Below are 12,501 nucleotides of genomic sequence, written 5' to 3'. Positions count from 1 at the left end.
TCGCGGCCTCAATCGGCCTGCACGTAGTCCGGATAGCGCTTGCAGATCTCGGCCACCTGGCTGAGCGTGCCCGACAGGTGCTCGCGCAACGCCTGCTGCGCGCGCGCCGCATCGCCCGCCGCGATCGCGTCCAGCACCCGCTGGTGGTCGTCCATGATGCGCTCGGCCTTGCCGGCCTCGGGCAGGTGCAGGCGGCGCAGTCGGTCGACGTGGCCGCTGTAGCGTTGCTCCATGTCCCACAGCGCGGCGACGCCGGCGGCCGCGTGCATGTCGCGGTGGAAAGCCTGATCGGCCGCCATGAATTCCTGGTACTGGCCGGCGGCGTGGCAGACGCGCTGGCGGTCGATGCTGGCCTGCAGCCGCTGGACCAGCAGGGGGTCGGGTTGCTGCGCCAGCACGTGCACGATTTCCAGCTCGATCGACCGGCGCAGGAAATGCGCCTGGCGCGCCGCGGCGATGTCGATGCGGCTGACCACCGTGGTGTGCTGCGGATAGATCTCGACCAGGGCTTCCTCGGCCAGTTTCATGAGCGCGTCGCGGATCGGCGTCTGGCTCAGGCCGTAGGCCTCGGCCAGCGTCACGCGCGACAGCGGCGCGCCGGGCGCCAGTTCGAGGGACATGATCTGTTCGCGCAGATGTTCAAAGACTTGCGGCGCGGCGTGTCGCGAGCGGTCCAGTCTGAGCTTGGGGCTGGGCATCGGAGCGAAGTTCGGTAAAGGGGCGGGACGGGGGAATGCAGCCGCAGTGTAGCGGGTTTTCACCTAGCTGACGCACTAATGTATTAGTGTTTAAATGGTTCGGTCAATGATTTCGCCTTCTTCCTTTCACCGCATCCCAGGATCCGCTTCCCTCATGAAACGCACCTACGAAAGCCTGCGCAGCGCCGCCTGGATGGCCAAGGACGACCTGCGCTCGTTCGGCCATCGTTCCCGCATGATGCAGATGGGCTACGGCCCCGACGACTGGGCCGGTCGCCCGATCATCGCCATCATCAACACCTGGTCAGACCTGAACCCCTGCCACAGCCACTTCAAGCAGCGCGTCGAAGACGTCAAGCGCGGCGTGTTCCAGGCCGGCGGCTTCCCGGTGGAACTGCCGGCCATCTCGGTGTCGGAATCGTTCGTCAAGCCCACCACCATGCTGTACCGGAACATGCTGGCGATGGAGGCCGAGGAACTGCTGCGCAGCCACCCGGTGGACGGCGCCGTGCTGCTGGGCGGCTGCGACAAGACCACGCCGGGCCTCTTGATGGGCGCCATCAGCGCCGGGCTGCCCTGTGTCTACGTGCCCGCCGGCCCGATGCTGCGCGGCAACTGGAAGGGCAAGATCCTCGGCTCCGGCTCGGATGCCTGGAAGCTGTGGGACGAGCGCCGCGCCGGCAAGATCACGCAGGAACAATGGACCGAGGTCGAAGGCGGCATCGCCCGCAGCTACGGCACCTGCATGACCATGGGCACGGCCAGCACCATGACCGCCATCGCCGAGGCCATCGGCATGACGCTGCCGGGCGCCTCGTCGATCCCGGCGGCCGACGTCAACCACATGCGCATGTCGGCCGAATGCGGCCGCCGCGTGGTCGAGATGGTGTGGGACGACCTGACGCCGCAGCGCATCCTGACGCTGGCCTCGTTCAAGAACGCCATCAACGTGGCCATGGCCATGGGCTGCTCCACCAACGCCATCATCCACCTGGTGGCCATGTCGCGCCGCGCCGGCCATCCGGTGGGCCTGGACGACTTCGACGCCGCCAGCCGCAAGGTGCCGGTCATCGCCAACATCCGGCCCAGCGGCGACAAGTACCTGATGGAAGACTTCTTCTACGCCGGCGGCCTGCCGGCGCTGATGTCGCGCCTGGAAGGGCACCTGGACCTGTCCGCCATGACCGTCACCGGCAAGACGCTGGGCGAGAACATCGCCGGCGCCGAGGTCTACAACGACGATGTAATCCGCAAGCTCGACACCGCCATCTACGACGAGGGCGCGCTGGCGGTCCTGCGCGGCAACATCGCGCCGGACGGCTGCGTCATCAAGCCCAGCGCCTGCGCGCCGCAATACCTGCAACACACCGGCCCGGCGCTGGTGTTCGACGACTATCCCAGCATGAAGGCCGCGGTCGACGACGAGAACCTGGACGTCACCGCCGATCACATCATGATCCTGCGCAACGCCGGCCCGCAGGGCGGACCCGGCATGCCGGAGTGGGGCATGCTGCCGATCCCCACCAAGCTGGTCAAGCAGGGCGTGCGCGACATGCTGCGCCTGTCCGACGCCCGCATGAGCGGCACCAGCTATGGCGCCTGCATCCTGCACGCCGCGCCCGAGGCCTACATCGGCGGCCCGCTGGCGCTGGTCAAGACCGGCGACCTGATCACCGTCGACGTGCCGGCCCGCAGCATCCACCTGAACGTCAGCGACGAGGAGCTGGCCGCGCGCCGCGCCGCCTGGACGCCGCCGCCCAAGCGCTACGAGCGCGGCTACGGCTGGATGTACTCGCAACACATCCTGCAGGCCGACGAGGGCTGCGACTTCGACTTCCTCGAAACCAGCTTCGGCGCGCCCGTGCCGGAACCGGAAATCTTCTGAACCCTTCAACCCCGAATCGCTAGCCCTGGAGTTTTCCGTGTCAGATATGAATCCCGCCACCCGCGCCAAGCTGGCCGGCATCAGCACCGCCACGCTGTGCACCGCCTTGTTCAAGCGCGGCCTGCGCAACCAGTTCATCCAGGACGTGCGGCCACTGAACGCGACGCTGCCCAACATGGTCGGCCCGGCCTTCACGCTGCGCTACATCCCGGCGCGCGAGGACCTGAACACCATCAAGGTGTTCGAGGATCGCGCCCATCCGCAGCGCGCCGCGGTCGAGACCTGCCCGCCCGGCGCGGTGCTGGTGATGGACAGCCGCAAGGATCCGCGCGCGGCCTCGGCCGGCTCGATCCTGGTGACCCGCCTGATGAAGCGCGGCGTGGCCGGCGTGGTCACCGACGGCGGTTTTCGCGACTCGCCCGAGATCGCCGAACTCGGCTATCCCGCGTACCACAACCGGCCGTCCGCGCCGACCAACCTGACGCTGCACCAGGCGCTGGACATCAACGCGCCCATCGGCTGCGGCGACGTGGCCGTGTTCCCCGGCGACATCGTGGTGGGGGACCGCGAGGGCGTGGTGGTGATCCCCGCGCACCTGGCCGACGAGATCGCGGACGAAGCGGTGGAGATGACCGCGTTCGAGGACTTCGTTACCAGCCAGGTGCAGGCCGGCGCGTCGATCCTGGGCCTGTATCCGCCCACCGACCCGGCCACCAAGGACAAGTTCGCCGCCTGGCGCAAAGAACAGGGCCGTTGAGCCCTGGCGCCGGCCGACCGGCCGGCGACCCATGCCTATAAAACACAGAGGGCAGGAGACAAGCATGAACAAGCAACGTCGCAGCGCGCTGGCCGCGCTGCTGGCAGGACCGCTGCTGGGCGCGTGGGCGCTGCCGGCCGCGGCCGCCGAGTGGCCGGCGCAGAAGCCGATTTCCTACGTGGTGCCGTTTACCGTGGGCGGCTCCACCGACGTGGTCGGCCGCGTGCTGGCGCAGAAGCTGGGCGACCGGCTGCACCAGAACGTCATCGTCGAGAACAAGCCCGGCGCCGCCGGCGGCATCGGCGCCACCTACGTGGCCAAGGCCGCGCCCGACGGCTACACGCTGTTCGGCGGCACCATCAGCACCCACGCCATCAACGCCAGCCTCTACAAGAACCTGAAGTACGACCCGGTCAAGGACTTCGAGCCGGTCTCGCTGATCGCCTACCTGCCCAACGTGCTGCTGGTCGATCCGAACCTGGGCGTGAACTCGGTGGCCGACCTGATCGCGCTGCTCAAGAAAGACCCGTCCAAGCGCACCTTCGCCTCGTCCGGCGCCGGCACCTCCACCCACCTGGCCGGCGAATTGTTCTCCAGCATGATCGGCGTGCCGCTGACGCACGTACCCTACAAGGGCACGCCGCCGGCCATGGTCGACGTGTCCTCGGGCGCGGTGACGTTCATGTTCGACCAGATGACCGCCGCCTTGCCGCTCTTGCAGACCGGCAAGCTCAAGCTGCTGGCCGTCACCACCAAGGACCGCATCTCGCTGGCCCCCGACGTGCCCACCATGCAGGAGGCCGGCGTGCCCGGCTTCCAGATGGCCTCGTGGCAGGCGGTGTATGCGCCCAAGGGCACGCCCAAGCCCATTCTCGACAAGCTGGCCGCCGAGATCGCCGTGATCGTGAAGGAACCCGACGTGCAGGAAAAGCTCGGCAAGACCATGGGCATGGAACTGGTCGGCAGCACGCCCGACGAACTGCGCGCCCTGATGGCCACGGAGATTCCGCGCTGGGCGGAGGTGGTGAAGAAGTCGGGGGCGACGGTGGAGTAGCGTCGTCGCAATGGTTGGCCACTCCCCGGGGAACGTTGGATGCGAGTCCCCGGGATGGTTTCAGTGGGGCAGAATCAGGAACCGCCGCCGTCGGCGCCCCGAACGCATGATCGCAGGCAGCGTGACATTTTCGCGGGCGGATCGGTCCACCAGCGTTGCCAGTTTGTCCAGCGAATGGATCGGATGCGTATGCGCCTGTTGCTGAAAACGCTTTATCTCGGCCGCGGAACATACCCGTCGCGCGGCTTGCGGTAGTCCGTTGGCTTGCAATACCCGCAATGCGTCGGGGTGGATCAAGATGAGCAGGCTTTCGAGGGCGTCGATTCTTGATTGCAAGTGCCGTAGCGCGTCAGCTTCGGTCGAAACGCCGTAACGCTTCCAGACGGGTTCGTGGTGGGACAGGCGGTTGCGGAAGTCTCGCAAGGTCGAGACGAGATGACGGGCGTGGTCCAGCACAACGCCCGCCCGAGGGGCCGGCCACTGTCCGCGGAAGACCTGGGCCATGTGCTTGGGCCATATCAGGCCGCGTCCCAGGAATTCGCGGTCCAGGATGAACTCCCATGTCGAGAACGCCGTCTTGGCGATGACGCCGCTGTGCGGGATGGCCTGCGCGCGCTGCGTCACGGGACGTCGGCGTTGTTCCGCCAGATGGGCCCGCGTCGCCAAGGCGAAGTTCTCTCGCAGTGCCTTGACGGCATGGGGCTCTTGCGCCTGGGTGACGAATGAGCGGTAGTGCAGTTTGTTGCTTGCCCACCAGAAGCGTCCCAGGCTGGCCACCAACGCATGGTCGATCGCGTTGCGTAGTGTGACTTCGGCGGCACTGATGAGCGGGTAGAACGCGCCGCAGACATGCGCGTTCCAGAGATAGACACCCATCAGCGCGGTGTCGTCGGGAGGCTGGAAAACGGTCTGATAGCTTTGAATGCGTTCGTTGCTGATGAGCGTATCAATCAGAATGGGCCGGTACGGCAGCGTGTGGGGCATGTCGCAGAAGCGCGCAAAAGACGGACCGATCGTCCTTTGACCGCGCTGGTTCCAAGAGTCTAGAATAGCGACTAGGTTGGTGATGGCTGCCAATGGGCGCAAGCCTACGCCCCATCATGTAAGACCTGATTCCCACCCCGGCCTGGAGCCGGGGTTTTTGTTTTCCGCGTCCGGATTCGTCGCGTCAGGGTTTCAGGTTCAGCTTCGGCACCAGCGCATTGAAGGCCTGTTCCTGCCGCGCCACGTCGGCCGCGAATTGCGGTTGGTCGGCGTATGACGGCGTCAGGTTCTGCTTGCGCATCAGGGCCTGGAAGTCCTGCGACTGCGCCACCTGGCGCGCGGCGGCGCGCCATTTCTCGATGGCGTCGGCCGGGGCCGACTTCGGCAGGCCGATGCCGCGCCAGACGCTGAACTGCAGGTCGGCGCCGCGTTCCTTCATGGTCGGCACCTCCGGCAGGGTATCGAGCCGCTTGGGCGCCATCACGGCCAGGGTGCGCAGCTTGCCGGTGTCCACGTGTTGCTGCAGCTCGGCATAGGCCACGGTGGTGGCCTGCACGTCGCCGGACAGCAGGCCCATGATGGCCGGGGCCGAGCCCTGGTAGGGCACGTGCACGAACTTCACGCCGGTCTGCTCGCCCAGCGCCGCGGCCGCCATGTGCGGCACGGTGCCGATGCCGGCGTTGGACACCGCCACCCGTTCCGGATTCTTCCGCGCGTAGTCGAGGAATTCCTCCACCGTCTTCCACGGCGCGTCGGCGCGCACCGTGACCGACGACGGATCGTCGGTGAAGCGGGCGATCGGCTGGAAGTCCTTGACGGTGGTCTTGCCGATGCCCATCAGCGGCACCACCAGCATTTCCGGCGTCATCAGCACCAGCTTGTAGCCGTCGGGCTGGGCGTTGGCCACGTACGACCAGCCGATCGAGCCGCTGGCGCCGGGCTTGTTGATCACCACGGTCGGTTGCGCCAGCAGCGGCGGGCGCACCGCCTCGGCGATGGCGCGGGCGGTGTTGTCGCTGCCGCCGCCGGGCTGGTAGGCGACCACCAGCTCCATCGAGCGGCTGGGATAGTCGGCCGCCATCGCGGCGGGGGCGGCCGCGACGCAGGCCAGGAAGGAGAGGGCGCTGAAGGCCAGCGCGGGCAGGCGGGTGCGGGTCATGGTGGCTCCGGTATCAGTAGCCCAGGGCTGAAAGATCCGCCAGTGTCTGGCGGGTGATGGCAAGGGTGCGTTCGCGTTCGGCGCCGGCCAGGTCCAGGCGCGGCGGCTTGACGGTTTCGGCGCTGCCGGTGATCAGGTGCTCGGCCAGCTTGATGTGCTGCACCAGCTTGACCACCGTGTCCAGGTGGAACAGCGGCGTCAGCGCCGCGTACAGCTTGCGGGCGCGCTTGAAGTCGCCTTCGACCGCCAGCCGCAGCAGGTCCACCGACGCTTTCGGCACGGCGTTGGCCATGCCCGAGACCCAGGCGGTGACGCCCAGCGCGGCGCTTTCCAGCACCAGGTCGTCGACGCCGCAGACCACCGCCAGGCGGTCGCCGAAGTGCGTGATCAGGTCGGTCACCCGGGTGGTGTCGTAGGATTCCTCCTTGATGGCGACGATGGTCGGCTCCTCCAGCAACTGCGCCACCAGGTCCGGCGTCAGGTCGACGCCGTAGCCGCGCGGGTTGTTGTACAGCAGGATCGGCAGGGGGCTGGCCTGCGCCACGCTGCGATAGAACGCCACCGTTTCGCGCTCGTCCGACTTGTACGTCAGGCCGGGGAACACCATCAGCCCATCGACGCCGATCTGCGCCGCCTGGCGCGCGAAGGCCGCGGCGCGCGCGGTGCCGGTCTCGGCCACGCCGGACACCACCGGCACGCGGCCGCGCACGGTCTCGACCGCGATGCGCAGCACCTCCAGCTTTTCCTCGGGCGAAAGCTGGGCGTTCTCGCCCACCATGCCCATCATCACCACGCCGCCCACGCCGTTGGCGATCAGGCGCTCCAGGCCCTGGCGGATGGCGTCCACATCCAGCGAGAAATCGGGTTTCAGTTTGGTGGTGACCGCGGGAAATACGCCTTGCCATTGAATGCTCATGCTGCCGCTCCTGTTGCGTGATCCGCCCGGTTTGTATTGTCGGGCTATTGATTGGATATTGGATCCAAAATAAAAAGGCCAGAAAAACGAGGCACACGGCCTCTAACCATCGCCCCGGCGAGGGCGCAGATTTCTGTTGGATCATGGATCCAATATACTCACATTAAACGGGTTCCGGACACCGGCTGTCTCTCGGGGTTTTCCTGGGCGTGGGGCAGGTGGAACGGATCCGCCGCCGCCCGGCGTCCGCCGGGCGGAATCCTCCACCGGATGTGACGTGTCCCAGAATTCCTCTCCCGCCAGCGCCACCCAACCCCGCGCCGCCGCCGGATCCGCCGGCCGCCTGGTGCGCAAGACCGCCGTCGACCTGGTGGTCGACGAACTGCGCGACCGCATCCTGTCCGGCGCGATCGCGCCGGGCTCCGCCCTGCGCCAGGAACTGCTGGCCGAGGAACTGGGGGTGAGCCGGCTGCCGGTGCGCGAGGCGATCCGCCAGCTCAGCGCCGAAGGCCTGGTGGACATGATCGCGCATCGCGGCGCGTACGTCTCGATGCTCTCGCGCGCCGAAGTGCAGGAGTTTTTCGACATCCGCCTGCGGCTGGAACCCTGGCTGCTGCGGCTGGCGGTCTCGCAACACATGCCCGAGGAACTGGACGAGGCGGCGCGCATCGTGGCGCGGATGGACAGCGCCGAACCGCAGCAGTGGGGCCGCTTGAATTGGCAACTGCACGAGCTGCTGTACCGCGCGGCGCAGCGGCCGGCGGCGCTGGCCATGGTGCGCGCGCTGCATGAAAAATCCGAACGCTATTTCCGCTTCCAGATCGTCAACGCGCCGATCCGCCAGCAGGCCCACGACGAGCACAGCGCCTTGATCGCGTTCTGTCGCCAGGGCCGCGCCGGCGAGGCCGAGGCGGCGCTGGAACACCACATCGCCGAAGCCGCCGAGCAGATCCTGGCCATTGTCGATCATCTGCTGGATACGACGGCCGCGCCGGCCTGAGCGCCGATCTCCTGCCTCCCGTGATTGCGATGGCGGGGCGGCAATCGCGATGACAGGGGCGGGCGCCAGCAGGTCCGAAGATCGCCAGGCCATAGCGTGCCACGCGCCGGATTTCCGGCCTCGCCAAAAAAACGCCGGCCCGGAATGACTTCCAGCCGGCGTTCGTGACGTTGCGGGTGCGCGCGACGCCCGGTTCGAGTCCGCGCGGGACTCAGTTGATCTTGATATTGCGTTCCTTCACCAGCACCTTCCACTGCGCGGTTTCCTTGGCCAGGTACTCACGCAGTTCGTCGGGCGTGCCGCCGATCGGTTCGGCGCCGATCGAGTCCAGCGTCGCCTTGACCTTGGGCTCGTTCAGGGCCTGGCGCATGGCCGCATTGAGCTTGGCCACGACCTCGGGCGGCGTGCCGGCCGGCGCGAAGGCGGCGAACCACGGCATCAGCTCGTAGCCGGGCAGGCCGCTTTCGGCCACGGTGGGCACGTTGGGCAGCGCGGCCGAGCGCTTGGCGGTGGTCACCGCCAATGCGCGCAGCTTGCCGGCCTCGATGTGCGGCTTGGCCGACGTCACGCTGTCGAACATGTAGTCCACCTGGCCGCCCAGCAGGTCGGCGATGGCCGGGCCGCTGCCCTTGTAGGGCACGTGCAGCATGTCGATCTTGGCCATCGACACGAACAGCTCGCCCGCCAGGTGGATCGAGGTGCCGACGCCGGCCGAGGCGTAGGTGTAGTGGTTGGGCTGCGCCTTGGCCTTGGATATCACTTCGTCCACGCTCTTCACATCGTTGCGCGCGGGGTTGGTCACCAGCACGTTCGGCACCACCGCCAGCAGCGAGATCGGCGCGAAGTCCTTGATCGGGTCGTAGTTCAGGTCGGCGTACAGCGCCGGGTTCACGGCCATGCCGTTGGCCACGATCAGGATGGTGTAGCCGTCCGGCTTGGAACGCGCCACGCTGGCCGCGCCGATGTTGCCGCCGGCGCCGGCGCGGTTCTCGACGATGAACGAGGTGTTCAGTTGCTTGCCCATCGACTCGCCCAGGGTGCGGGCGATGCTGTCCATGGCGCCGCCCGGCGGGAACGGCACGATCCACTTGACCGGCCGGTCGGGATAGCCGTCGGCCATCGCGCCGCTGGCGGCGCCGAGCAGGGCCAGGCCCATGCAGGCCCGGGCGAGGTGTTTGAAAGCGTGGCGCAAAACCATGTCGTGTCTCCGTGTGCTTGAATTATTTTTCCGCGCGCCGATGCGTGGCCGGCGCGCGGGAACAACCGTGGGGCAGGGCGCGTCAGCGGTCCCTGCGGTAGAAAGCCAGTTTGTCTTCGTCCAGTTCCAGGCCCAGGCCCGGGCCGGAGGGGATCTCCATCTCGAAATCGGCGTAGCGCGGCGGGTTGGCGACGATGTCGTCCTTGAGCAGCAGCGGGCCGAACAGCTCGGTGCCCCACGACAGCCGCGGCAGGCAGGCAAAACCGTGGGCCGATGCGATCGAGCCGACCGAGCCTTCCAGCATGGTGCCGCCGTACAGCGACATGCCGGCGGCGTCGCCGACGGCGGCGGTGCGCAGCATTTCGTGGATGCCGCCCGACTTGGCGATCTTCAGCGCCAGCACGTCGGCCGCGCCCAGGCGGGCGATAGCCAGCGCGTCCTCGGGGCCGTTGACGGCTTCGTCGGCCATGATGGGCACCACGAAGCGCGCCGCCAGCCGCGCCATGCCGGCCAGGTTGGCGCGCGGGATGGGTTGTTCGATCAGGTCGACGCCGGCCGCTTCCAGGCGCGCGATGGCGCCGGCCGCGTCGGCCTCGTTCCAGGCCTGGTTCACGTCCACCGTGACGCGAGCGCGCTCGCCCAGCGCCTGCTTGATGCGCGACACGTGGGCCACGTCGTCGGCCACGGCGCGGCGGCCGACCTTGAGCTTGAAGGTGTTGTGCCGGCGGCTGGCGAGCAGCGATTCGGCTTCCTCGATGTCGCGCGCGGTATCGCCGCTGGCCAGGGTCCACAGCACCGGCAGGCTGGCGCGCACGGCGCCGCCCAGCAGGGTCGAGACCGACACGCCCAGGCGCTTGCCCTGGGCGTCGAGCAGCGCGCTTTCCAGCGCCGACTTGGCGAAGCGGTTGCCGCGCGCCACGGTTTCCAGGCGCCGCATGGCGGCGTGGATGTTGGCCGCGTCCAGCCCGGCCAGCGCCGGCGCCAGGTAGGTGTCGATGGCCAGCTTGATGCCTTCCGGGCTTTCCTCGCCATACGACAGGCCGCCGATGGTGGTGGCCTCGCCGATGCCCTCGATGCCGTCGCTGCAGCGCAGGCGCACGATCACCAGCGTCTGGCGCTGCATCACGGCCATGGCCAACTGGTGGGCGCGGATGGTCGGCAGATCCACCAGGATCGCCTCGACCGAATTTATCGTTACCGGATTCATACTTTCCAAAGCAGGTTCTTCAGGGCAAGCGCAGTATCGCTTGCGTTACGCCGCTAAGTCCAAGACTATATGGGTCTTCATTTATACCTTCAGGGTTTGGATAAACCATGGAACTCAGGCACCTGCGCTACTTCCAGGCGGTGGCGCGCGAGGGCAGCTTCACCCGCGCCGCCGAAGCGCTGCACATGGCGCAGCCACCGCTCAGCCGCCAGATCCGCCAGATGGAAGAGGAACTGGGCGTCGCGCTGTTCGAACGCACCACCCGCGCCCTGCGCCTGACCGAGGCCGGGCGCTTTCTGCTGGAGCAGTCGCGGCTGCTGACCGCAAGGCTGGACGAAGTGCTGGAGGGCACGCGCCGGCTGGGCCAGGCGCGGCGGCGCTGGTTCGGCATCGGCTTCGTGCCCTCGACGCTATACGGCTTCGTGCCCGAGCTGATCCGCCAATTGCGCGGCGCCGACGCGCAGGTGGAGGTCGGGCTGATGGAAATGACCACGCTGCCGCAACTGGAGGCGCTCAAGGCCGGCCGCATCGACCTGGGTATCGGCCGCATTTTGCTGGACGATCCGGCGATCGAGCGCCGTGTCCTGATGACCGAGCCGCTGATGGCCGCCGTGCCGCTGCGGCATCCGCTGGCCGGCTGCGACAGCGTGTCGGTCGACCGGCTGGCGCAGGAGCCGTTCCTGCTGTATCCGGCGCGGCCGCGGCCCAACTTCGCCGACCATGTGCTGGACCTGTTCCGCGCCGCCGGCCACGCGCCGCAGGTGGCGCAGGAGGCCAACGAGCTGCAGACCGCCATCGGCCTGGTGGCGGCCGGACTGGGCGTGACGGTGGTGCCGGCCTCGGTGCAGCGCCTGCAGCGGCGCGACGTGGCTCACGTGCGCATCGACGCCGAGGCCTTCGTGTCGCCGGTGATCGCCAGCTATCGCAAGGACGACGCCTCGCCGTTCCTGGCGCAGGCGCTGGTCCTGGCGGCGCAATTGGCCAAGGGGTAACAAAGCGTAGACGGAACGGTTACGGCCCGCCCGCTTGCGGCACACTACGCGCTTGCCATTCCCGTGCTTCCAATAACAACCGTCATAGGGACTCTCGCAATGCTGACCGTCAACATCCAGAACAAGGCCAAATGGCTGTTTTCCCAATTGGGGCAACTGGTCATCGCCGTGGGCCTGCTGTCGCTGGTATTCAACTATGCCTACCGCTACACGGTCGACCGAGACATCAATACGCCGGGCTTCTATCTGGCCACCGTGGCGCTGGCGCTGGTCGTGTTCCTGGCGGTCCGCAAGGACTATGTGTTCGTGAACCGATACGCCTTCAGCGACAGCGAAATCCAGGTTGGCACGCTGCTGGGCGTGAAGAAAACCTACCCCACGTCGCAATATGAATTCGTGCCGTCGCTGCACAAGGCGGTGAACGTGCCCGAGCAGAAAGCGTCGCTGTCTTTCTACGTGCGCGATGCGCAGAGCAAGAAGAACGTGCGCAACTATTCCTGGGCCGGCTTCTCGCCCGAGGATTTCCAGGCGGTTTCGCGTCTGTACGGGTATCGCGGCGAGACCGATTTCAAGCAGAAGGACTTCGGCAAACGCTAGCCGCGCGTCATGCCGGCGACGGGGCGGCGCGGGGATTCAGGGGCCGCCGCCCGT

General features: G+C 67.5%; 12 protein-coding genes. 6 read left to right on the top strand and 6 right to left on the bottom strand.

From position 1 onward, the window contains the following. Positions 1-8 precede the first annotated feature (8 nt). Positions 9-698, bottom strand: a complete 690-nt coding sequence (locus AAID08_RS14900) for a GntR family transcriptional regulator (RefSeq protein WP_054504235.1) — start codon at positions 696-698, stop codon at positions 9-11. Between the two features lie 154 nt (positions 699-852). Between AAID08_RS14900 and araD the strand changes: the two genes are divergently transcribed. From araD to AAID08_RS14885, 3 genes are all read left to right on the top strand, one after another. Continuing rightward, positions 853-2,583, top strand: coding sequence for an L-arabinonate dehydratase (gene araD, locus AAID08_RS14895; RefSeq protein WP_063581779.1), 1,731 nt, complete (start codon positions 853-855; stop codon positions 2,581-2,583). Positions 2,584-2,629: 46 nt separating this feature from the next. Next, on the top strand, positions 2,630-3,340 hold the full coding sequence (locus tag AAID08_RS14890) for a ribonuclease activity regulator RraA (protein ID WP_049073996.1): 711 nt from the start codon (positions 2,630-2,632) through the stop codon (positions 3,338-3,340). 64 nt (positions 3,341-3,404) lie between these two features. Then, complete coding sequence (locus tag AAID08_RS14885) at positions 3,405-4,394, top strand: tripartite tricarboxylate transporter substrate binding protein (protein ID WP_006395211.1); 990 nt, start codon at positions 3,405-3,407, stop codon at positions 4,392-4,394. Between the two features lie 60 nt (positions 4,395-4,454). Here AAID08_RS14885 and AAID08_RS14880 read toward each other — a convergent pair whose 3' ends face one another. The 3 genes from AAID08_RS14880 to AAID08_RS14870 form a co-directional block, all read right to left on the bottom strand. After that, positions 4,455-5,378 carry a CAAX protease gene (locus AAID08_RS14880; RefSeq protein WP_395756533.1) on the bottom strand — a complete coding sequence of 308 codons (924 nt, stop codon included), beginning with the start codon at positions 5,376-5,378 and terminating at the stop codon, positions 4,455-4,457. Between the two features lie 184 nt (positions 5,379-5,562). Further along, entirely contained in the window at positions 5,563-6,537 is a 975-nt protein-coding gene (locus AAID08_RS14875; RefSeq protein WP_395756532.1) for a tripartite tricarboxylate transporter substrate binding protein, read from the bottom strand. A gap of 13 nt (positions 6,538-6,550) precedes the next feature. Continuing rightward, a complete protein-coding gene (locus AAID08_RS14870) occupies positions 6,551-7,453 on the bottom strand; it encodes a dihydrodipicolinate synthase family protein (protein ID WP_395756531.1) in 903 nt (300 codons plus the stop codon). 277 nt (positions 7,454-7,730) lie between these two features. Here AAID08_RS14870 and AAID08_RS14865 point away from each other — a divergent pair, with 277 nt between their 5' ends. After that, positions 7,731-8,453 carry a GntR family transcriptional regulator gene (locus AAID08_RS14865; protein ID WP_395756530.1) on the top strand — a complete coding sequence of 241 codons (723 nt, stop codon included), beginning with the start codon at positions 7,731-7,733 and terminating at the stop codon, positions 8,451-8,453. A 211-nt stretch (positions 8,454-8,664) separates the two neighbouring features. Here AAID08_RS14865 and AAID08_RS14860 read toward each other — a convergent pair whose 3' ends face one another. Then, positions 8,665-9,651 carry a tripartite tricarboxylate transporter substrate binding protein gene (locus tag AAID08_RS14860; protein ID WP_238909281.1) on the bottom strand — a complete coding sequence of 329 codons (987 nt, stop codon included), beginning with the start codon at positions 9,649-9,651 and terminating at the stop codon, positions 8,665-8,667. A gap of 82 nt (positions 9,652-9,733) precedes the next feature. Continuing rightward, positions 9,734-10,858 (bottom strand): muconate/chloromuconate family cycloisomerase, encoded by a 1,125-nt coding sequence (locus AAID08_RS14855; RefSeq protein ID WP_144657487.1) that lies wholly within the window; start codon positions 10,856-10,858, stop codon positions 9,734-9,736. 107 nt (positions 10,859-10,965) lie between these two features. On the opposite strand from AAID08_RS14855, the gene AAID08_RS14850 reads away from it, so the two are divergent. Both AAID08_RS14850 and AAID08_RS14845 read left to right on the top strand, forming a co-directional pair. After that, entirely contained in the window at positions 10,966-11,850 is an 885-nt protein-coding gene (locus AAID08_RS14850; RefSeq protein WP_395756529.1) for a LysR family transcriptional regulator, read from the top strand. A gap of 99 nt (positions 11,851-11,949) precedes the next feature. Then, complete coding sequence (locus AAID08_RS14845) at positions 11,950-12,447, top strand: hypothetical protein (RefSeq protein WP_054504231.1); 498 nt, start codon at positions 11,950-11,952, stop codon at positions 12,445-12,447. The last annotated feature ends 54 nt before the right edge of the window (positions 12,448-12,501 follow it).

The organism is Achromobacter sp. EB05 (genome assembly GCF_044232075.1).
Classification (GTDB): domain Bacteria; phylum Pseudomonadota; class Gammaproteobacteria; order Burkholderiales; family Burkholderiaceae_B; genus Achromobacter; species Achromobacter dolens.
Note: the sequence above shows the minus strand (reverse complement) of the source record. Positions and strands in the feature narration are given on the sequence as shown.